This is a genomic window from Pseudomonas sp. TMW22089 (assembly GCF_022496645.1).
Taxonomy (GTDB): Bacteria; Pseudomonadota; Gammaproteobacteria; order Pseudomonadales; family Pseudomonadaceae; genus Aquipseudomonas; species Aquipseudomonas paraversuta.
The window spans coordinates 362807-383438 of sequence record NZ_SCFG01000002.1; the positions used below are offsets into that span (position 1 = coordinate 362807).

The following is a 20632-nucleotide window of genomic DNA, read 5'->3' on the forward strand; positions in this document are numbered from 1 at the left end:
TGAATGTCACGATTGAGCCGATCTTGAAGCTTCCCAGCATGGTAAGGTCAAGACCTCGGCGGCATTTGTCTGGCCCCCTTCACACTCTCCATTGCAGCCGCGCAACTGTAGCCCCGATCTGCCGGAGCGCACACTTCCCAGCCTCCGCCCAGCGCCTTGTAGATACTAACCACGGCAAGCCGCTGGCGGGTTCTCGCAAGCACCAGCGCCCGGCGGCTGGCAAAGTCGGAGCGCTCAGCTTCAAGCACATCCAGATAGATCCCTTCACCGGCCGCAAAACGGGCCCGGGCTATCACTGCCGCCTCACGGTTGGCCGCTGACTCCAGCAGACGCAGGCCAAGGGAACGGCCAGCGGCGCCATTGGCTTTGAAAGCGTCATCGGTTTCCTGCAGGGCGCGCAGCACGGTCTGCTCGTAAACCAGCAGGGCTTCCCGGGTACGCGCTTCGCCCGCGGCAATCCGGGCGCGCACACGGCCGATGTCGAGCAATGACCAGCTAATGACCGGCGCGATGAAGCTGGACATGGCTCCACTGCCACCCATCGCATCGAGACTCCCGGCCACCAGGCCGAGCGAACCCTGTACTTGAACCCTGGGGTACAGGCCGGCCGTTTCCACCCCGATTTGCGCGGTCGCTGCCGCGAGGTTACGTTCAGCCGCGGCAATGTCGGAGCGACGCATCAGCAATGCAGCGGGATCGCCCACCGCAATCGTTCTTACGGCCAGGACATCAGCCCCGGCGGGGCCGACGGGCAGCCTGAACGTTTGGGGCGTTTTACCAAGCAGCATCGCCAGTGCATTCACGGCTGCCGAACGCCGACGTTCAAGCTCGGGAGCATCCACTTCGACACTGCGCAGCAGGGCTACAGCGCGAAGCCGGTCGAACTCGGTGGCAGAGCCGATGCCTACCTGGCGCTCGACCAGTTGCAGGCTGGCGCGCTGACTTTGACTGATATCGTCGACCACAGCCTGTTCGGCCTCGATTGCGCGCAGCTCGAACCAGGTAGCGGCCACTGAGCTGGCAACACTCGCCTGCACCCCGCGCAATAACGCCTCCCGTGATCCCGCTTGTGCCCGGGCCACCTCCACCGAGCGCCGTATGCCACCGGACAGATCGATTTCCCAGGACGCGTCGACTGCGCCACTCCAGGTTTCGATATGACGCGCCTGACCTGCCGGCGTCTGGACTTCACTACGCCTGAAGCTCTCATAGCCCAGCCCCGCAGCCCCCCTCGGCAGGAAGCCCTGACGGCTCTCGCGCAGCATGGCTCTGGCCTCTTGCAAGCGTGCGCCAGCAATGGCGATGTCATGGTTTGCCGCCAGCGCTTGCGCAATCAAAGTGGTCAATCCGGGTTCATCGAAGGCGCGCCACCACTGCACCTCGACAGCCCCCGAACTCAGCCCCGGGAGGGGCTCACCAAAGCGTTCGGGAAACTGCGCCGAAGTCAGTACCGGCGGTGAATAATCCGGGCCCACCGCCGCACAACCGGCCAGCAGCACAAGCACACTCAAGGCCAATCCAGCGCGTTGATACAGGCTTCTCATGATCGACGCTCCAGGCGGATAGCCAGACGGCGCATCAGCACATAAAAAACCGGTGTCAGGAACAATCCGAACAGGGTCACACCGAGCATGCCGGCGAACACCGCTACCCCCATGGCCTGACGCATCTCGGCACCGGCACCGCTGGCAAATACCAGCGGTACCACCCCGGCAACAAAGGCCAGAGAAGTCATGATGATTGGCCGCAGCCGCAGCCGACAGGCCTCTATGACGGCCTCCAGCGCACTTGCGCCCCGGGCTTCGCGGCTGCGGGCAAATTCGACGATGAGGATCGCGTTCTTGGCCGCCAGCCCCACCAGCACCACCAGCCCGATCTGGACGAAGACGTTGTTGTCTCCGCCCACCAGCCACACGCCGGCGATCGCACTCAGCAGACACATCGGCACAATCAGCAGAACCGCCAGTGGCAACAACCAGCTGTTGTATTGCGCGGCGAGGATCAGGTAGGCGAGCAGCACACACAGCGGAAAAATAAACAGCGCCGAATCACCGGCCAGTTTTTGCTGGAAGGTCAGATCAGTCCATTCGATGCTCATACCTTCAGGCAACTCCTCCCTCGCCAGTTTTTCCATGAGTGCAACCGCCTGCCCCGAACTGACACCCGGTATTGCCCCGCCCGTGATGTCGGTCGAGGGGTAGCCGTTGTAGTGAGTGACGCGATCCGGCCCGGAGCCCGGGGTAATCGTGACCAATGCCGACAAGGGCAGCATGTCGCCGGCGGCATTGCGCACTTGCAGGCGGCTTATGGCTTCGGCCTGCATGCGGTGGTCGGCAGCGGCCTGGGCAGTGACTTTGTAGGTGCGGCCGAAGCGGTTGAAGTCGTTGATATAGAACGAACCGAGATAGACCTGCAGCGACTCGAACACATCTGTCAGAGGCACGCCCTGGCTTTTGGCCCGGGTTCGATCAATAGCCACGTCAAGCTGCGGCGCATTGATGTCGACACTGGTCATCAGCCCGGCCACCTGGCCTGACTCGATAGCCTTGAGCATCAACATCCGGGTCTGCTCCACCAAGGTCTCAAGTCCGGCCCCGCCACGGTCTTCAACCTGCAACTTGAAGCCGCCGGTAGCGCCAAGACCGGGCACCGGCGGTGGCGGGAATACGCCGAGAAAACCATCGGGGATACCGGCAAATTTTGCCTGCAGGCGCCCGGCAATCTCCGTCGCGGCGAGATCGGAGGTGGTACGGTCCTGGAACGGGTCGAGCATGACGAACATCACTGCCGCGTTGGGCACGTTGACGAAGCCGTTAATGGAAAGGCCCGGGAACGCAACGACGCTTTCAACCCCGGGCTCATCCAGAGCGATTTTCGACATCTGTTTGACCACCGCCTCGGTGCGGTCCAGCGATGCGCCATTGGGCAGCTGGGCGATGCCCACCAGATAGTATTTGTCCTGCATGGGCACGAAACCCGGCGGCACGCCCTGGAACCCGAAGTAAGTGAGCAGCACCAGGCCGCCATAAATCACCAGCGCTACGCTGCTGCCACGCACTACCTTGCGTACCGTATTGGCATAAGCCTGTGGCACCCGCCCGAACGGCCGGGCAAGCACCTGGAACAAGCGATAGCCCCGCCCCCGCAAGCTCCGCGGATCACGCTCGCCTGGCGCCTCCCGTGGCCGTAACAGGAGTGCGGCGAGCGCCGGGCTGAGGGTCAGCGAGTTGACCGCCGAGAGGATCGTCGAGATGGCAATGGTGAGCGCAAACTGGCGATAGAACTCGCCCTGCAGGCCGCTCAGGAAGGCAGTGGGGATGAACACCGCCGCCAGCACCGAGGTGATGGCAATGATGGGCCCGGTTACCTCAGCCATGGCGAGCCGTGCTGCCTGAACCGGCGGTTCGCCATTTTCGATGTGCCGTTCGACGTTTTCGACCACCACGATCGCATCGTCGACCACGATCCCGATGGACAGCACCAGACCAAAGAGCGACAAGGTGTTGAGGGAAAATCCCATCAAATGCATGACTGCGAAGGTACCGATCAGCGACACCGGGACGGCCATCAGCGGGATCAGCGAGGCCCGCCAGTTGCGCAGAAACACCACCACCACGATGACCACCAGCAAGATCGCTTCCAGCAGGGTAATGGCCACTGACTCGAGCGAAGCCCGTACAAACACCGTCGGGTCATAGGCAATACGAGAAACCAGGCCCTCGGGGAAGTTTCCTTCAAGGCGCTGCATGGTGGCCCGCACCGCCTGTGAAACGTCGAGTGCGTTGGCGCCCGGGCTCTGGATGATTTGCAATGCAACGGCCGGTTCGCCATCAAGCAGGCTGCGCAATGCATAGGCATCGGCGCCCATCTCGATGCGGGCAACATCCCGCAGGCGGGTGACCTGACCGTCAGCGCCGGTGCCAATGATGATCTCGCCAAACTGCTGCTCGTCGGTCAGGCGCCCCAGGGTGTTCACTGTCACCTGGAACGCAGCGCTGGAATCGGGCGCTTGGCCGACCGAGCCTGCAGCCACCTGTACGTTTTGCTCGCGCACCGCATCGATCACGTCGCCGGCCGTGAGCCCGCGTGCCGCGATCAGGTCCGGGTCGAGCCACAGCCGCATGCTGTATTCGCCGGCCCCCCACACCAGCACATCGCTGATCCCCGGGATCCGGGACAGTTCGTCGCGTACCTGGAGGTAGGCGTAATTGGAAATGTACAGCGGGTCATAGCGCTTGTCGGGCGACAGCAGGTGAACCACCATCAAGATGTCCGGCGAAGTCTTCTGAGTGATGACGCCCTGGCGTTGCACCTCTTCAGGCAAGCGCGGCAATGCCCGCGAGACCCGGTTTTGCACCTGGACCTGAGCCATGTCGGCATTCGTGCCCTGGGCAAAAGTGACGGTCAGGACCATTCGGCCATCGGTGGCCGACTGCGACGACATGTACAGCATGCCCTCGACCCCGGTGATTGCCTGCTCCAGCGGCGCGGCCACGGTTTCAGCGATCACTTTGGGGTTGGCCCCCGGATAGGAGGCGGTTACTTGCACAGTCGGGGGGGTGACTGCCGGGTACTCGCTGAGGGGTAGCTGGAATAACGCAACAAGGCCGGCGATCATCATCAGAATCGAGAGCACGATGGCAAAGATCGGGCGATCAATGAAGAAGCGGGGGAGGCTCATTTCGCGCCTCCCGGGGTGTTGGCAACGGCCAGGGGCGTACCGTCAATTGCCGCAGACTGAGGCGTGATCTGCATGCCCGGACCCACCAGCCCCTTGACCACAATCCGTTCGCCCGGCTGCAGGCCTTGCTCTATCACCCGCAACCCGTCGACCACGGGGCCAAGCTCTACGGGCCGATATTGGGTCTTGTCGTCTTTACCGACCACCAGCACATAACGCCGCCCCTGATCGGTGCCAATCGACAGATCGGATATCAGCACCCTGGCTTGCGATGCACCTACCTGCAGACTGACCCTGGCAAATAGACCGGGGGTCAATTGTCCATCGGGGTTATCGATAACAGCGCGGACACGCACCGTTCCCGTACCCCGATCGGCGGCGTTGGACAGGAAATTGACACGCCCCGGTCGCGAATGCGTTGGGTCCCGGGACAACGCCACCATCACTTTCGCCGCCTGTGAACCGTTGCCCCGGCCGGCGGCGAGGGAGTGCAGATAGGTGCGCTCATCAACATCGAAATAAACATGCAGCGGATCTATCGAAACGATGGTGGTCAGTGGCGCCACGCCACTGGCCACGTAGTTGCCCTCGGTTATCAGGGTTTGGCCCACACGGCCGCTGATCGGCGCAGTGACACGGGTGAAACTCAGGTCCAGCTGCGCAGCGTCCAGCGCCGCTTTGGCAGCATCGACCCGGGCGTTGCCGGCATTCAATGAAGCAATGGCAGTGTCGAGTCGGTCACGAGCGATGACCTTCTGTGTAAACAGCTGCTCGGCACGTCCATGTTCAGCCCGGGCCAGCATCGATGCCGCCTCGGCTTCACGCAGTCGCGCTCGGGCGGCGTTCAGTGCGGCCTGGAATGGCCGTGGGTCGATGAGAAAAAGCGTGCTGCCCTTCTCCACGAAGCGGCCTTCGGGCACGCTCACCGCCTGAATATACCCGGCGACCCGCGGGCGCAGTTCGACCCGCTTGATCGCACTCAGCGAGCCGGTGAACTCGACCTGGGGGGTCACCGGCCGGACGAGCACCTCGGCCACGGGCACACCGGGAGGGCTGACAGCAATGTCAGCGGGTGCCGGTTCCTTGCATCCAGCGAGTGTGAGCGCAGCGCCCAGCGCCGCCGTCATCAGCCTTATACGTTCTACTTTCATCATTTTGCCCTTCGCAACGGGAGGTAGCCTGGATGCACTTATCCGACTTGCCACGTTTGGAAGGTCAAGGGGTTGGGGCTCTGAATTACGATTTTCGAATTCGGTAGTCGCAGCCGAGCAACGCGAGGCTACGAGCTGTTGAAAACGCCAAAGCAAGCATCCCGGTGTATCCCCTGCTCCGGGGTTTAAGGTTTTACGGACGTTGCCCGATCGCAGAGATGCCATCGCTGGCAAGCCAGCTCCCACAAGATCCGCCAGCCACCACAACCCCCTGTAGGAGCGAGCTTGCTCGCGATCCTCTAGCCCCCCGGTCGTTCCGCCAGACAGCGGTGATGCCATCGCTGGCAAGCCAGCTCCCACAAAATTACCGCCAGCCACCACAACCCCCTGTAGGAGCGAGCTTGCTCGCGATCCGCTGGCACCCCGGTCGCTCCTCCAGACCGCAGTGATGCCATCGCTGGCAAGCCAGCTCCCACAAGATCCGCCAGCCACCACAAACCCCTGTAGGAGCGAGCTTGCTCGCGATCCGCTGGCACCCCGGTCGTTCCGCCAGACAGCAGTGATGCCATCGCTGGCAAGCCAGCTCCCACAAGATTACCGCCAGCCACCACAACCCCCTGTAGGAGCGAGCTTGCTCGCGATCCTCTAGCCCCCCGGTCGTTCCGCCAGACCGCAGAGATGCCATCGCTGGCAAGCCAGCTCCCACAAGATCCGCCAGCCAGTACAAATCCCTGTAGGAGCGGGCTTGCCCGCGATCCCCAGGCCGCGCGATCTTGCAGATCGGCCATTGTGTTGCCATCACGGGCATTCCGGTCCCCGTCAGGGCGGACAGGCAGGGGCCGAGGATTTGCCCCGGAACCCGCCGTCTGCTAGTGTCAGCCGGTTTTAACGCCTACCGAGAATGCCGCTATGGCCCGCAAAAAAGTTGCCCTGGATTTCGAACAGTCCCTCGCTGACCTGCAATCACTGGTCGAGCGTCTGGAAAATGGCGAGCTGTCACTGGAAGATTCGTTGACCGCCTTCGAGCAAGGCATCCGCTTGACCCGTGATTGCCAAGGCGCACTGGCTCAAGCTGAACAGAAAGTGCAAATTCTGCTTGAGCGTGATGGTGAACTGGCCCAAGAGCCCTTTGAAGCGGAACAGCCAGAATGATTGATGCCTACCAGACCAGCAGCCAGGACCGCGTCAACGCGGCCCTTGAGCGCTTGTTTGTCGCTCCGTCTGCGGAGTTGGTCCGCCTCTATGAAGCAATGCGCTACAGCGTGATGAACGGCGGCAAACGGGTCCGCCCGCTTTTGGCCTATGCCGCCTGCGAAGCCTTGGGTGCCGCAGCCGAGCAAGCCAATGGTGCGGCCTGTGCAGTGGAGCTGATCCACGCCTATTCGCTGGTGCATGATGACTTGCCAGCAATGGACGATGACGACTTGCGTCGCGGCCAGCCGACCACCCATAAAGCGTTCGATGAAGCCTGCGCGATTCTGGCCGGCGACGGCCTGCAAAGCCTTGCATTCAGCGCCCTGCTGGATCCGCGACTCAATACTCTGGATGCTGAGACACGCTTGCGCATGGTCGCAGCTCTGGCCCTCGCTGCCGGCCCGGCGGGCATGGTTGGCGGACAGGCGATCGATCTCGGTTCGGTCGGAATCAAACTTGATCAGACCGCTCTCGAATTCATGCACCGGCACAAGACCGGCGCTCTGATCGAGGCCAGCGTACAGCTGGGCGCCCTGGCCAGCGGCCATGCCAGTGCTGATGATCTGCAGGCTCTGAACCTCTATGCACGGGCGGTTGGCCTGGCATTCCAGGTTCAGGACGACATTCTCGACGTTGAAAGCGATACCGCAACCCTGGGCAAACGCCAGGGCGCCGATATTGCACGGGACAAACCGACCTACCCGGCACTGATGGGTCTGGATGGCGCCAAAGCCTATGCGCTGGAGCTGCGTGACCAGGCACTCAATGCGCTGCAATCTTTTGACACTACAGCCGATCCGCTGCGCGCACTGGCTCGATACATAGTCGAACGTCGCCACTAGACCTGGAAAATCCGGTTTTTCAGGCAGTGTCTAATGCCAAGGTCTGACTAACGATTACCTCCGCGCGTGGGCAGCTTACGTTCCTTAAGGTAAACTGCCACCTCTTCTATATTTATAACGATTCGCCTGATGCCAACGACGTTTCAAGAGATCCCCCGCAAGCGCCCGACTACGCCCCTGCTCGACCGAGCGGGCACGCCTGCGGGCCTGCGCCGACTGGCTGAAGCCGAGCTGGAACCCCTGGCCGACGAATTGCGCCAGGAATTGCTCTATACCGTCGGCCAGACGGGCGGGCATTTTGGTGCCGGCCTGGGCGTCATTGAACTGACGATTGCGTTGCACTACGTGTTCGATACCCCGGATGACCGGCTGGTATGGGACGTGGGTCATCAGGCGTATCCGCACAAAATCCTCACCGGCCGCCGCGAGCAAATGGCGACATTGCGCCAGAAAGACGGGATCGCCGCTTTCCCGCGCCGCGCCGAGAGCGAGTACGACACCTTTGGCGTCGGCCACTCCAGCACCTCAATCAGTGCCGCCCTGGGCATGGCCATCGCTGCCCGCCTGCAAAATAGCGAGCGCAAGGCCATCGCCGTGATCGGTGACGGCGCGCTGACCGCCGGCATGGCTTTTGAAGCCCTGAACCATGCGCCTGAAGTCGATGCCAACATGCTGGTCATCCTCAACGACAACGACATGTCGATCTCGCGCAATGTCGGCGGCCTGTCCAACTATCTGGCCAAAATCCTCTCCAGCCGTACCTACGCCAGCATGCGCGAAGGCAGCAAAAAAGTGCTGTCGCGTCTGCCAGGCGCGTGGGAAATTGCCCGGCGCACCGAAGAATATGCCAAAGGCATGTTGGTACCCGGCACCCTGTTTGAAGAGCTGGGCTGGAATTACATTGGCCCTATCGATGGCCACGACCTGCCGACCCTGATCGCCACGCTGCGCAACATGCGCGACCTCAAGGGTCCGCAGTTCCTGCATATCGTAACCAAAAAGGGCAAAGGCTTTGCCCCGGCCGAGGCTGACCCGATCGGCTACCACGCCATCACCAAACTTGAGCCGCTGGACGCACCGAAAGCAGCGCCAAAAGCTGCGAGCGGGCCGAAGTACTCTGCGGTATTCGGCGAGTGGCTGTGTGACATGGCTGCTGTCGATCAACGCCTGGTCGGTATTACCCCGGCCATGAAAGAAGGCTCGGACCTGATCGCGTTCAGCGAGCGTTTCCCGTTGCGTTATTTCGACGTGGCCATTGCTGAACAACACGCCGTGACCTTTGCCGCGGGCATGGCCTGCGAAGGCGCCAAGCCTGTGGTAGCGATCTACTCGACATTCTTGCAGCGCGGTTACGACCAGTTGGTGCATGACGTAGCCGTGCAGAATCTGGACGTGCTGTTCGCTATCGACCGCGCGGGCCTGGTGGGCGAAGACGGCCCCACCCACGCCGGCAGTTTTGACCTGTCTTACCTGCGGTGCATCCCGGGTATGGTGATCATGACCCCGAGCGATGAAAACGAACTGCGCAAAATGCTGACCACCGGCCACCTGTACAACGGTCCGGCGGCAGTACGCTACCCGCGGGGCAGCGGGCCGAATGCAAGCATCGAAAAAACCCTTGAACCGCTGGAAATCGGTAAAGGCGTGATACGTCGCAAAGGCAGCAAGGTGGCGATGCTGGTGTTTGGCGTGCAATTGGCCGAAGCACTGCAAGTGGCGGAAAAAATCGACGCCACCGTGGTCGACATGCGCTTCGTCAAACCTATGGATGAAGCACTGGTACGCGAAATGGCCGACAGCCATGAACTGCTGGTGACCATTGAAGAGAACGCCATCATGGGCGGTGCGGGTGCGGCAGTCAGCGAGTTGCTGGCCCGTGAAAACGTGCTCAAGTCGGTATTGCATCTGGGCTTGCCGGACGTCTATGTCGAACATGCCAAACCGAGCCAGATGCTCGCCGAATGCGGGCTGGATGCGGCAGGTATCGAAGCATCGGTGCGCCAGCGCATGCAACTGCTGGGGCTCTGAGCCAATCAGACTTACTGCAGGAGCGAGCGTGCTCGCGAGCTTTCCAACGAGCTCGCGAGCAAGCTCGCTCCTACAGGGTTAATTGAGAACACATGAAACACCTTCGTTTGGCTTTAATCCTCGGCATCATCCCCGCCAGCCCTTTGCTCGCCGACACGCTCGAACGGGAAGACGCACTCAAACTCCCGCAAACACTGATCACCGGCAACCGCCAGGTCGAAGCGCGCTCTGACAGCAGCAGCGCCAACACGGTGTTCACCCGTGCCGACATCGATCGCTTGCAACCCACCAGCCTCACCGACCTGCTGGGCCGGGTGCCCGGCGTGCAGGTGGCACGTAGCGGTGGCCGTGGCGGCTTGCCCGGGATTTACATCCGCGGCACCAAAGCGGCACAAAGCCTGGTGCTGGTCGACGGCCAGCGCATGGCCAATGCCACCTCGGCCGACAGCAACCTGCAGTACCTGAATATCGATCAGGTCGAGCGTGTTGAAGTGCTGCGCGGCTCACGGTCGGTGATCTACGGCAGTGATGCGATTGGCGGGGTGATCCAGATTTTCACTCGCCGCGGCGCAGACCAGGCCCCTCAGCTGCGGCTGCACAGTTCAGTGGGCAGCTATGGCAGCTCCGACAACAGCCTGGGCGTGTCCGGCGGCGATGCCCAGACCCGCTACAACCTCAGCGGCAGCCTGGAAGAGACGGCCGGGATCAATCGCACGCACCAGTCCTTCCCCAGCGACGACGATCACGATGCCTATCGCAACAAGTCCCTGAGCCTGAATCTGAGCCACTTCTTGAGGGATGATCTGGAAGTCGGCCTGACGGCGATGAAGAACATGGGCAAGACCGAGCTCGATAATTCCTTTGGCCGCTGGGACCCGGACAGCATGACGGTCAGTGGTCAGCAGCTCTACAGCGACTTCGATATCAGCAGTGTGGGCAGTTTTATCGACGCCCAACTGAGCGAGCGCTGGAACTCGCGCCTGGAGCTGGGCCACAGCGAAAATCGCGAAAAAACCCGCGACAAGCTCAGTACAGACAACTACAGCTTCAACACCTATCGCGACTCATTGAACTGGCAAAACAACCTCACGCTGAACGGGCAAAACAGCTTGATACTCGGTGCCGATGCCTATGAAGATCGCGTGCGCAGCAGCACGCTGTTTGACCAGGACAGCCGCTGGAATCGTGCCGTATTTATTCAGCACCGCTTATATGGCGATTATTTCTCTACCGAACTGGGTCTGCGTCACGACGACAACCAGCAGTTCGGCAGCAATAACACCTGGAGCGCCAGCCTGACGGTACCGCTCAACCCGGACAACGATGTGCTGCTGTCTTACAGCGAAGGGTTCCGGGCGCCGACGTTTAACGATTTGTACTACCCGCAGTACGGCAACCCGGCCCTGAAGCCCGAACATTCCAAAAGCTACGAGGTGCAGTGGCGCAGCCAGTTGAGCGAGAGCAGCCGCCTGGAAACCTCGCTGTATCGGACCGACATTCGTGATGCGATTGTGGCCGATGCCGATTTCATTCAGCAGAACATTGGCGCCGCCCGGATCATCGGTTTTGAAAGTGCCTTGCAGCAAGAATGGTTCGGCTGGCAGAGCAGCCTCGGGGTCGCCATTACCGACCCCCGTGATCGCGACACCGGCCATACGTTGAGCCGCCGTGCCCGCCGCACCCTGAACCTTGATCTGGATCGCCAGTTCGACCGGGTAGGTGTCGGCGCCAGCTGGCAGGCGGTGAGCAGCAGCTTTAATGACGACGGCAATACGCAGCCGATTGCCGGCTATGGATTGCTGGGGGTGCGTGGCAACTGGCAAGCCAGCGCTGAAGTGAGGCTTGATTTAAAAGTCGACAACTTGCTGGACAAGAGCTTCACCCGCGCGCTCTACAGCTATGACGGCAGTTACTACGGCTACCGTGAAGAAAGCCGCAGCGTGCAACTGGCCGTGACCTGGACCCCGACGCTCTAAAAACCCGATATCCCCCGTATCCCCTGTAGGAGCGAGCTCCTACAGGGTGAGAGTCAGTCAGCCAGTTGCTCGCAAAGTCGGGCCGTTGCTTCAAGCATCTGCGCACTTGGGCGTTCAAGGCCTTTGTCGGTCAATAACAGTAAACGTCCGTGCTTGACCGCATCAATCTGCGGCCAGGCTTTCCAGGCATCCAGCTGCGCCTGGCTGCTGGCGATGATCACTTGCGGATTGCGCTGCAATACCGACTCCACGCTGACCTGCGGCGCAGGCAGTTTGAGGTCGGCAAATACATTGCTCGCCCCGCACACCGCCAATGCGTCACTGATGATCTGCGTACCGCCAACGGTGTACAGCGGCTGATCCCACACCTGGTAAAACACCCGCAGCGGTATGTCGCGCCGATATTGCCCACGCAGCCCGGCCAGACGCTGACGCAGTTGCGCGGCCAGTTCACTGCCACGCTCAGGGCGGTTCAGCGCCACGGCCAGGGCTTCAACCTGATCGGCCAGTTGCTCGAGACTCGCAGGCTCGGCGGTGTAAGTCGGGATGTCGAGATGGCGCAGCTGTTCGCGCTGGGCAGCGGCAACGCTACCCGGCCAGAGCAAAAGTAAATCGGGTTGCAGGCTGATCAGGCGCTCCATGTCCAGCTGGCCGTAACGGCCCACGGAAGGCACGCTGCGCAGCTGCGGCAAAGGCTCACCCGCCTCCAGGCGACCCACCAGCAGATCAGCGGCGCCCAGTTCGACAACCATCTCTGACAAGGAGGGTGACAGGCTGATCACCCGTGTAGCCGCCCCGGCCGGGGTGCCGATGGCCAGCAGCAGAACCGCCAGCCAGGCGCGCATCAGCCGATCTGGCGCGGGATGCGATAGAGGTAAAACAGTACCAGCGTCGACACTGAAAGCAGCAGCAACGGCACGCCTTCAAGCCCGACAAACACCGCCAGCGCAGCGATCCACACCGGTAGGCCGGCAGCCAGCAAGGCGCGGTAGCGGGCACGGGCAAGCTCGGCCCAGGCAGCGGGTTCCTGGGGCGTATCAAGGGCTTTTTGCAATGCGATCAGCCCATGTTTGTACGGCCCGAAAAAGCGCAGCGTGACAAACATCGACGCAACACCGGCAATGAAGAACGGCATCGTCAGCCCGGGCAACAAGGGCTCGGACTTGCCGAACAACCAATTGGCCAATACCAGCGGTAGCAGGGTCAGCACCAATTGCTGCCACCAGCTGAAGCTCATGCGGCGACGGATCTGACCACGGGTCACGCCGGGTCGGCCTCGCTTTGATGCTGGTTGCCCATCATGTGCCCGAGCTTGTTGGCTTTGGTCGCCAGGTACAGCTTGTTGTGCGGGTTATGCCCGGTGTGCAGAGGCACCCGTTCGGCCACGTTGATGCCCATGTCGGTCAAGGCTTTGACCTTGCGCGGGTTGTTGGTCATCAGACGCAACGACTTCACACCCATGTGCTCCAGCATCGGCAGGCAGATCCCGTAGTCACGCTGATCGGCGGCAAATCCCAGACGCTCATTGGCCTCAACCGTGTCGGCGCCGCCATCCTGCAGTTCGTAAGCACGAACCTTGTTCAGCAAGCCAATGCCCCGGCCTTCCTGACGCAAGTACAGCAACACGCCACGGCCTTCGCGGGCGATGGCCTGCATGGCGGCTTCGAGCTGCGAACCGCAGTCACAGCGCTGGCTGAACAAGGCATCGCCGGTCAGGCATTCAGAGTGCACCCGGCCTAGTACCGGAGCGCCGTCCGCCACGTCGCCCAAACTGAGCACAACGTGTTCACGACCCGTGGCTTTCTCGAGAAAGCCATGCATGGTGAATTCGGCAAAGGGGGTGGGAAGCTTGCAAGCGGCAACGAAAACGACGGGCACCGTGTGCTCCTGATCAGTTTGAGTACTGGAAATTCGCAGAGGCGGCATTGTAACAGGACGTTCCTATAGACGCTTAGGCTGAATTATCGGAGATAAAGATCTAAAAGTTTGATCGCTCTTGCAGCAGCTGGCCACGTAGTTATTCACCGCGAAAATGCTGATAACCGCGTATGCCCGGGGTGATGTCCCGGCCATCGACGTCCAGCAAACCGACGCCCTGCCCTTCGACCACTCGGCCAATCACATGAATCGGCCAGCCATCTGCCAGCAGGGTCGGCAACTCAACGGCCGGCAAAGTGAACGCCAGCACGTAATCGTCACCCCCACTCAACGCCGCTTGCTGCGCAGCGGCGTCACCCAGAAATTCCTGCAAGGCGAGGGAAACCGGCACGCGGTCGTTTTCGATCAGCAAGCCGACTTTCGACGCCAGGGCAATATGCCCGCAGTCGGCCAGCAGGCCATCGGAGATATCCAGCGCCGAGCTGGCCTTGCCGCGCAGTGCCTGGCCCAGCGCCAATTGCGGTTGCGGCGACCAGTAGTGCGCCAGCAACGGCTCGGCGATGGCGGGTGTGGCGCTACGCTGGCCGAGCACCAGAGGCAAGGCGCCAGCGGCATTGCCCAGCTCGCCGCCAACACACAGCAGGTCGCCGGGCCGGGCTGCACTGCGGGTCAATGCCTGGCCCCGAGGTACGCGGCCAAAAACAGTCAGCGTCAGGCATAGCGGCCCGCGCGTGGTGTCGCCACCAATCAGACGCAAGCCACAGCCCTGAGCCATCAGGTTCAAACCGCGGGCGAACGCTTGCAACCAGTCGGCTTCAACCGCAGGCAAGGTCAGGGCAAGGGTAAACGCGAGGGGAGTTGCGCCCATGGCCGCCAGATCGCTGGCCGCCACTGCCAGCGAACGCTGACCGAGCAAGAAAGGGTCGCATGGATCTGCGAAGTGCACCCCGGCTACCAGGGTGTCGGTGGAAATCGCCAGTTGTTCCCCGAAAGGAACATCCAGCAGGGCGCAGTCGTCGCCGATGCCCAGAGCAACACCTTCGCCGCCTTGCGCACAAGGCGCGGCAGCGAAGAAGTTACGGATCAGCTCGAACTCGCCCATGGCCGACAGCGCTGATCAGCGCTTGTAAGCCTTTACTTCAGCTTCACGCAGGCGTGGCGCCAGTTTGTCGAGCACACCGTTGACGAACTTGTGGCCGTCGGTAGAACCAAACACTTTCGCCAGCTCGATGCCTTCGTTGATCACAACGCGGTAAGGCACGTCGACACGCTTGATCAGCTCCCAGGTGGACAGGCGCAGAACGCACAGTTCAACCGGGTCGAGCTCTTCGATGGTGATGTCCAGGCATGGTGCCAGGGCGGTATCGATTTCAGCCTTGATTGCAGGTACGCCGTGCAAAATTTCACGGAAGTACGCGGCATCAACGTCGGTGAAGTCGTTATCGACCCGAAACTGGGCTTCGATTTCGTTCAGGGACTGCTTGGCCATGTGCAATTGATACAAGGCCTGAGTCGCGAGTTGACGCGCTTCACGGCGCTTGGCGCTCTTGGATGGTTTGCCGGCGTCCGCAGGTTTAGGATCGCGCGGGTTAAAACGATCGCTTTCGTCGGAAATCACTTGGCCTCCAACTGTGCCAACAGGCTGACCATTTCAAGGGCGGACAAGGCAGCTTCAGCGCCTTTGTTGCCGGCTTTGGTGCCGGAGCGCTCAATGGCCTGTTCGATCGAATCGACCGTCAACACACCGAATGCAACCGGTACGCCGAACTGCATGGACACCTGGGACAAGCCCTTGGTGCATTCGCCGGCAACGTATTCAAAGTGCGGAGTACCGCCACGAATCACGGCGCCCAGGGCGATGATGGCGGCGAATTCGTTGCGCTGGGCAACCTTTTGCGCAACCAGTGGAATTTCGAACGCACCCGGAGCACGGATGATGGTGATGTCGCTTTCGTTCACACCGTGGCGAACCAGGGCATCAACGGCACCACTCACCAGGCTTTCGACGACGAAGCTGTTGAAGCGGCCAACTACCAGAGCGTAGCGACCTTTGGGGGCGATGAAGGTACCTTCGATGGTCTTCAGGGTCATTCGGTATGTCTCGTATTAAAGAGCCAGAACGCACTCGCGTGCGTTCTTTAAGGATATTGGGCCACGAATTCGGACAGGACACGACCGGTCTTTATTCGGAGGGCACGTATTCTACAACTTCCAGATCGAAACCGGATATGGCATTGAACTTCATTGGTGAACTCATCAAGCGCATTTTGCGCACGCCGAGGTCACGCAGGATCTGCGAACCGGCACCCACGATGCTGTAAGTGGTCGGTTTTTTCACCGGCACCTGGTCAGCAGTTTCGCGAATATGGGCCAGCAATACGTCACCATCCAGCGGATGGCCCAGCAACAGCACTACACCACTGCCGGCCGCTGACACCGCGCTCATGGCGGCGCGCAGGCTCCAGCGCCCCGGTTGCCTGACCATCAGCAGATCACGCAGCGGGTCCATGTTATGCACACGCACCAGGGTCGGCTCTTCAGCGCAGATCTTGCCCAGGGTCAGTGCCATGTGCACATCGCCTTCGACTGAATCACGATAGGTCACCAGGTTGAATTGGCCCAGCTCGCTGTCCAGTGGCTGTTCGGCAATCCGCTGAACGGTACGTTCATGGATCATGCGGTAGTGGATCAGGTCGGCAATTGTGCCGATCTTGATGCCGTGTTCGGCAGCGAAGGTTTCTAGTTCCGGACGGCGGGCCATGGTCCCGTCGTCGTTCATCACCTCACAGATAACACCGCTTGGCTCGAACCCGGCCATACGTGCCAGATCGCAGGCAGCTTCGGTGTGACCGGCGCGGGCCAGAGTACCGCCCGCCTGTGCCATCAACGGGAAAATATGCCCCGGGCTCACGATGTCTTCTGCTTTCGCGTCCCTGGCCGCAGCCGCCTGCACGGTGCGCGCACGGTCCGCTGCCGAGATGCCGGTGGTCACACCGGTAGCCGCTTCGATCGAGACAGTGAACTTAGTGCCAAAGCCGGAACCGTTGCGCGGCGCCATCAATGGCAGTTGCAGCAGCTCGCAACGCTCGCGGCTCATGGGCATGCAAATCAAGCCACGGGCAAAGCGCGCCATGAAGTTGATGTGCTCGGCCTGGCAGCACTCGGCAGCCATGATCAGGTCGCCTTCGTTCTCGCGGTCTTCGTCATCCATCAGGATGACCATCTTGCCTTGGCGGATGTCTTCAACCAGTTCTTCGATGCTGTTGAGCGCCACGCGGCACCCCCTTAATTCAGGATTTGAGGTAGCCGTTGGCGGCCAGAAAACTTTCACTGATGCCGCCCGAAGTCGGCTCGGCGGCTTTATCGCCCAGCAGCAGACGCTCAAGGTAACGCGCCAGCAGGTCCACTTCGAGGTTCACCCGGCGACCCGGACGATAGTCGTCCATGATGGTTTCGCTCAGGGTGTGGGGAATAATGGTCAGCGAGAACTCGGCGCCATTGACCGCGTTCACGGTCAGGCTGGTGCCGTCGACGGTGATCGAGCCTTTATGGGCGATGTACTTGGCCAGCTCTTTGGGAGCGCGGATGCGGAACTCGATAGCCCGGGCGTTCTCTTCCCGCGAGATCACTTCACCCACACCGTCAACGTGCCCGCTCACCAGGTGACCACCCAGACGCGTGGTCGGGGTCAGGGCCTTTTCCAGGTTGACCCGGCTGCCGCTTTTCAAATCGTTGAACGCGGTGCAGTCGAGGGTCTCGCGGCTGACGTCAGCCATAAAGCCGTTGCCCGGCAGTTCCACGGCAGTCAGGCACACGCCATTGATTGCAATACTGTCGCCGAGTTTGACGTCGCTCAGGTCGAGCTTGCCGGTGTCTACATAAACCCGCACATCGCCGCCTTTGGGGGTCAGTGCACGGATGCTGCCGATGGATTCAATGATGCCGGTAAACATGGCGTTCCCCTTGAGAACAGAACCTGCGTAGAACGGAGGCTGAGAATTATACGCTCGCGGATGGCACAGGTATGGCGGTGACTCGCCAGTCATCACCCACCGCGCGCATTTCAATGATTTTGAGCAAAGGCGCTTCGCTCATATGGGTCAACGGCAGCTCAAGCAATGGCCGGGCAGTGGAGCCGAGGAACTTGGCGGCGATGAAAATCTGGTATTCATCCACCAGCCCCTGTTCGGCAAAAGCCCCGGCCAGACGCGGCCCGGCCTCCACCAATACTTCGTTCACCCCGCGTGCGGCCAGTGCAACCAGCAACTTGCGTAAATCGACCTGGCCGTTGGCACCGTGGATCACCAGGCATTCCGGCCCCGTGCGGTATTGCTCGGCGGGAGGTACGCAGGTGGCAACCAGCGCCGGACCTGCCTTGAAAAACGGCGCATCCAGCGGCACCCGCAAACGCCCGTCAATCAATACCCGCAGCGGAGGACGGCTCAATGCCAGCGCCGTGAGCTCGGGGCTCAGGCCCAGCTCCGGACCGCGCACGGTCAGGCGCGCGCCATCGGCCAGAACCGTGTCGGCACCGGTCAGCACCACGCTGGCCTGCGCCCGCAGCCGCTGCACCGCAGAGCGTGCCGCAGGGCCGGTGATCCATTGGCTTTCGCCATTGGCCATGGCCGTGCGGCCATCAAGACTCATCGCCAGCTTGACCCGCACAAACGGCAGGCCGTGCTCCATACGTTTGAGGAAGCCCGGGTTCAGCGCCCGCGCTTCGCTTTCGAGCACGCCGCTGCACACTTCAATCCCGGCGTCAGCCAGACGCTTGAGGCCGCGGCCGGCAACTTCCGGGTTGGGGTCCTGCATGGCCGCCACCACCCGCGCCACGCCGGCATGGCGCAAGCCGTCGGCACAGGGCGGAGTGTGGCCATGGTGGCTGCACGGTTCCAGCGTGACGTAAGCCGTGGCGCCACGGGCCAGCTCGCCCGCCGCACGCAAGGCGTGGACTTCGGCGTGGGGTTCACCCGTGCGCACGTGCCAGCCTTCGCCGACAATCTGTCCGTCACGCACTATCACGCAACCGACTCGCGGGTTGGGATGGGTCGTATACAGGCCGTTGCGCGCCAGTTCGATGGCACGCGCCATGTAATGGGCGTCTAAAATTGATTGTTGCGTAGTCACAGTCATTCTTTGGAGGGCTCACGGGCGAGTCGGTCGATTTCTTCGCGGAACTCGTTGAGATCCTGGAAGCGTCGATAGACAGAGGCAAAACGGATATAGGCCACTTCATCGAGCTTTTGCAGCTCGCCCATGACCAGCTCACCGACAACCAGCGATTTGACTTCGCGTTCACCGGTGGCGCGCAGCTTGCTCTTGATATGGGCCAGCGCGGCTTCGAGTCGCTCGACGCTGACCGGGCGCTTTTCCAGCGCCCGCTGCATGCCGGCACGCAGTTTTTCTTCGTCGAAAGGCTGACGACTGCCGTCTTGCTTGATAAGGCGCGGTAACACCAACTCGGCTGTTTCAAAGGTGGTGAAACGCTCACCACAGGCCAGGCATTCACGCCGGCGGCGCACCTGGTCGCCCTCGGCGACCAGACGCGAGTCGATGACTTTAGTGTCGTTGGCACCGCAGAAAGGACAGTGCATGGTGGCGGCAACAAAAAATGGGGAGTGCCATGGTAGCGCATCCCACTGGCAAGACAAGCCATAGCCTTTACGGTATACAGTCCGCCTACTATGTTTCACCCATCTGATACATCGACAGACCTGCCGCTGGAGCCTTCCATGTCGCTACGAACGCTTTTTTTGTTGTGCCTCGCCGGTTTCCTGGGCGCCTGTAGCAGCGAACCGCCAAAACCGGTGCAGACTCAGGTGCTGGCACAGCCAAAAACTGATGCTCCAAAAGACCTCGGACCACTGCCGGCCTATCAGCGTGAACTCAGCGGCGTGTTGACCGGCGTACCCGCAGGGGCCGAGGTTGAACTGGCGATGCTGATCATTGACGAACGTGGACGCCCCCAAGGCCTGATGGCCAGCAGCAAGATCATCGGCAATAGCCAGCCGCTGCCGTTCAAGCTGCGTTTTAACCCCGAAGCCTTCCCCGCCGGAGCGCGGGTTGAACTGCGCGGACGCGCCAGCCAGTCCGGGCAATTGATCCTGCATCTACCTTCAAAAATCATCAGCCAGCCTGCGACCCAGGCCATGGGTACCCTGGCCTTTGTCCAGGCACCATGAATACACCGCTGCATCTGCAACAGTCATTGAGCGAGTTGGTGGGCGATGCCCGGCTGATCATTACGGATTTGCCGGACACGACACTCAAGTTATGGCTGCTTGACCCGCAACGGATGGATCGTTGCTTCACGGCCGACGAGACCCGGCGCATTCTTTACGAGCCACCGTACTGGGCGTTTTGCTGGGCCAGCGGTCTGGCTCTGGCACGTTATCTGGCCGAGCAGCCGCACTGGGTGCAAGGCAAGCGCGTGCTGGATTTTGGCGCAGGTTCCGGAGTGGCAGCAATTGCAGCGGCCAGGGCCGGGGCACTCGAGGTGCTGGCTTGCGATCTTGACCCGCTGGCGCTGGCTGCCTGCAGGGCGAATGCCGAGCTCAATGATGTGCAGCTCCATTATTCCAGCGACTTTTTCGCCGAAGCCGACCGCTTCGACCTGATCCTGGTGGCGGACGTGCTTTACGACCGTGAAAACCTGCCACTGCTGGATCAGTTTTTAACCCGCGGCCAACAGGTTCTGGTCGCCGATTCCCGGGTGCGCGACTTCAAGCATCCGCTGTACCGCCAGCTGGACAGCCTCAAGGCATTGACCTTGCCCGATCTGGCCGAACCCCATGAATTTCGTAACGTGAGCCTGTATCACGCGCAACGCGAGCCTATGGCTTTCGGCCTGCCCGTACAGCCTTTATAGTTGCCCTCATTTAC

Annotated in this window: 19 protein-coding genes; 6 read left to right on the plus strand and 13 right to left on the minus strand. The window is 61.4% G+C overall.

The features are described from left to right. Positions 1-47: 47 nt before the first annotated feature. From EQV90_RS03990 to EQV90_RS04000, 3 genes are read right to left on the minus strand one after another with little or no spacing between them, the layout of a single operon-like run. On the minus strand, positions 48-1544 hold the full coding sequence (locus EQV90_RS03990) for a TolC family protein (RefSeq protein WP_240877767.1): 1497 nt from the start codon (positions 1542-1544) through the stop codon (positions 48-50). Beyond that, positions 1541-4681 carry a multidrug efflux RND transporter permease subunit gene (locus EQV90_RS03995; RefSeq protein WP_240877768.1) on the minus strand — a complete coding sequence of 1047 codons (3141 nt, stop codon included), beginning with the start codon at positions 4679-4681 and terminating at the stop codon, positions 1541-1543. Before EQV90_RS03995 ends, EQV90_RS03990 begins: the two co-directional genes overlap by 4 nt. Then, entirely contained in the window at positions 4678-5832 is a 1155-nt protein-coding gene (locus EQV90_RS04000; protein ID WP_240877769.1) for an efflux RND transporter periplasmic adaptor subunit, read from the minus strand. The genes EQV90_RS03995 and EQV90_RS04000 overlap by 4 nt, the downstream gene beginning before the upstream one ends. Before the next feature lie 909 nt (positions 5833-6741). On the opposite strand from EQV90_RS04000, the gene EQV90_RS04005 reads away from it, so the two are divergent. The 4 genes from EQV90_RS04005 to EQV90_RS04020 all read left to right on the plus strand — a co-directional run bounded on the left by EQV90_RS04005 (position 6742) and on the right by EQV90_RS04020 (position 11872). Continuing rightward, positions 6742-6984, plus strand: a complete 243-nt coding sequence (locus tag EQV90_RS04005) for an exodeoxyribonuclease VII small subunit (protein ID WP_003444260.1) — start codon at positions 6742-6744, stop codon at positions 6982-6984. Beyond that, positions 6981-7868, plus strand: coding sequence for a (2E,6E)-farnesyl diphosphate synthase (gene ispA / locus EQV90_RS04010; RefSeq protein WP_010655460.1), 888 nt, complete (start codon positions 6981-6983; stop codon positions 7866-7868). The genes EQV90_RS04005 and ispA overlap by 4 nt, the downstream gene beginning before the upstream one ends. 129 nt (positions 7869-7997) lie before the next feature. Beyond that, positions 7998-9896 (plus strand): 1-deoxy-D-xylulose-5-phosphate synthase, encoded by a 1899-nt coding sequence (gene dxs, locus EQV90_RS04015; RefSeq protein WP_010655459.1) that lies wholly within the window; start codon positions 7998-8000, stop codon positions 9894-9896. Between the two features lie 92 nt (positions 9897-9988). Then, positions 9989-11872, plus strand: a complete 1884-nt coding sequence (locus EQV90_RS04020; RefSeq protein ID WP_240877770.1) for a TonB-dependent receptor — start codon at positions 9989-9991, stop codon at positions 11870-11872. A gap of 53 nt (positions 11873-11925) precedes the next feature. Here EQV90_RS04020 and EQV90_RS04025 read toward each other — a convergent pair whose 3' ends face one another. From EQV90_RS04025 to nrdR, 10 genes are all read right to left on the minus strand, one after another. Beyond that, positions 11926-12717 (minus strand): cobalamin-binding protein, encoded by a 792-nt coding sequence (locus tag EQV90_RS04025; protein ID WP_240877771.1) that lies wholly within the window; start codon positions 12715-12717, stop codon positions 11926-11928. Then, positions 12717-13136 (minus strand): hypothetical protein, encoded by a 420-nt coding sequence (locus EQV90_RS04030; protein ID WP_003444270.1) that lies wholly within the window; start codon positions 13134-13136, stop codon positions 12717-12719. The genes EQV90_RS04025 and EQV90_RS04030 overlap by 1 nt, the downstream gene beginning before the upstream one ends. After that, positions 13133-13750 (minus strand): GTP cyclohydrolase II, encoded by a 618-nt coding sequence (ribA, locus tag EQV90_RS04035; RefSeq protein ID WP_003444271.1) that lies wholly within the window; start codon positions 13748-13750, stop codon positions 13133-13135. Before ribA ends, EQV90_RS04030 begins: the two co-directional genes overlap by 4 nt. A 139-nt stretch (positions 13751-13889) precedes the next feature. Continuing rightward, a complete protein-coding gene (gene thiL / locus EQV90_RS04040; RefSeq protein WP_010655456.1) occupies positions 13890-14852 on the minus strand; it encodes a thiamine-phosphate kinase in 963 nt (320 codons plus the stop codon). A gap of 15 nt (positions 14853-14867) precedes the next feature. Next, on the minus strand, positions 14868-15368 hold the full coding sequence (gene nusB, locus EQV90_RS04045; protein ID WP_003444273.1) for a transcription antitermination factor NusB: 501 nt from the start codon (positions 15366-15368) through the stop codon (positions 14868-14870). After that, entirely contained in the window at positions 15365-15841 is a 477-nt protein-coding gene (gene ribE, locus EQV90_RS04050; protein ID WP_003444275.1) for a 6,7-dimethyl-8-ribityllumazine synthase, read from the minus strand. Before ribE ends, nusB begins: the two co-directional genes overlap by 4 nt. Positions 15842-15932: 91 nt before the next feature. After that, complete coding sequence (gene ribBA / locus EQV90_RS04055) at positions 15933-17024, minus strand: bifunctional 3,4-dihydroxy-2-butanone-4-phosphate synthase/GTP cyclohydrolase II (RefSeq protein WP_003444277.1); 1092 nt, start codon at positions 17022-17024, stop codon at positions 15933-15935. Positions 17025-17040: 16 nt separating this feature from the next. Beyond that, the gene (locus tag EQV90_RS04060) at positions 17041-17703 is read right to left on the minus strand and encodes a riboflavin synthase (protein WP_003444279.1); all 663 of its coding nucleotides are present in this window, start codon (positions 17701-17703) and stop codon (positions 17041-17043) included. A 46-nt stretch (positions 17704-17749) separates the two neighbouring features. Then, positions 17750-18883, minus strand: a complete 1134-nt coding sequence (gene ribD / locus EQV90_RS04065) for a bifunctional diaminohydroxyphosphoribosylaminopyrimidine deaminase/5-amino-6-(5-phosphoribosylamino)uracil reductase RibD (RefSeq protein ID WP_029612150.1) — start codon at positions 18881-18883, stop codon at positions 17750-17752. Continuing rightward, entirely contained in the window at positions 18880-19344 is a 465-nt protein-coding gene (gene nrdR / locus EQV90_RS04070) for a transcriptional regulator NrdR (RefSeq protein ID WP_003444283.1), read from the minus strand. Before nrdR ends, ribD begins: the two co-directional genes overlap by 4 nt. Positions 19345-19482: 138 nt before the next feature. Between nrdR and EQV90_RS04075 the strand changes: the two genes are divergently transcribed. Further along, positions 19483-19932, plus strand: a complete 450-nt coding sequence (locus tag EQV90_RS04075) for a YbaY family lipoprotein (protein WP_003444285.1) — start codon at positions 19483-19485, stop codon at positions 19930-19932. Then, positions 19929-20618: a 50S ribosomal protein L11 methyltransferase gene (locus EQV90_RS04080; protein WP_003444287.1), complete on the plus strand. Its 690-nt coding sequence runs from the start codon at positions 19929-19931 to the stop codon at positions 20616-20618. Before EQV90_RS04075 ends, EQV90_RS04080 begins: the two co-directional genes overlap by 4 nt. Positions 20619-20632: the final 14 nt, after the last annotated feature.

What these genes read in the sequence shown, in the direction of transcription:
- EQV90_RS03990 (WP_240877767.1), bottom strand. Translation starts at nt 1,544, where the DNA reads ATGAGAAGCCTGTATCAACGCGCTGGATTGGCCTTGAGTGTGCTTGTG.
- EQV90_RS03995 (WP_240877768.1), bottom strand. Translation starts at nt 4,681, where the DNA reads ATGAGCCTCCCCCGCTTCTTCATTGATCGCCCGATCTTTGCCATCGTG.
- EQV90_RS04000 (WP_240877769.1), bottom strand. Translation starts at nt 5,832, where the DNA reads ATGAAAGTAGAACGTATAAGGCTGATGACGGCGGCGCTGGGCGCTGCG.
- EQV90_RS04005 (WP_003444260.1), top strand. Translation starts at nt 6,742, where the DNA reads ATGGCCCGCAAAAAAGTTGCCCTGGATTTCGAACAGTCCCTCGCTGAC.
- ispA (WP_010655460.1), top strand. Translation starts at nt 6,981, where the DNA reads ATGATTGATGCCTACCAGACCAGCAGCCAGGACCGCGTCAACGCGGCC.
- dxs (WP_010655459.1), top strand. Translation starts at nt 7,998, where the DNA reads ATGCCAACGACGTTTCAAGAGATCCCCCGCAAGCGCCCGACTACGCCC.
- EQV90_RS04020 (WP_240877770.1), top strand. Translation starts at nt 9,989, where the DNA reads ATGAAACACCTTCGTTTGGCTTTAATCCTCGGCATCATCCCCGCCAGC.
- EQV90_RS04025 (WP_240877771.1), bottom strand. Translation starts at nt 12,717, where the DNA reads ATGCGCGCCTGGCTGGCGGTTCTGCTGCTGGCCATCGGCACCCCGGCC.
- thiL (WP_010655456.1), bottom strand. Translation starts at nt 14,852, where the DNA reads ATGGGCGAGTTCGAGCTGATCCGTAACTTCTTCGCTGCCGCGCCTTGT.
- ribE (WP_003444275.1), bottom strand. Translation starts at nt 15,841, where the DNA reads ATGACCCTGAAGACCATCGAAGGTACCTTCATCGCCCCCAAAGGTCGC.
- EQV90_RS04060 (WP_003444279.1), bottom strand. Translation starts at nt 17,703, where the DNA reads ATGTTTACCGGCATCATTGAATCCATCGGCAGCATCCGTGCACTGACC.
- ribD (WP_029612150.1), bottom strand. Translation starts at nt 18,883, where the DNA reads ATGACTGTGACTACGCAACAATCAATTTTAGACGCCCATTACATGGCG.
- nrdR (WP_003444283.1), bottom strand. Translation starts at nt 19,344, where the DNA reads ATGCACTGTCCTTTCTGCGGTGCCAACGACACTAAAGTCATCGACTCG.
- EQV90_RS04075 (WP_003444285.1), top strand. Translation starts at nt 19,483, where the DNA reads ATGTCGCTACGAACGCTTTTTTTGTTGTGCCTCGCCGGTTTCCTGGGC.
- EQV90_RS04080 (WP_003444287.1), top strand. Translation starts at nt 19,929, where the DNA reads ATGAATACACCGCTGCATCTGCAACAGTCATTGAGCGAGTTGGTGGGC.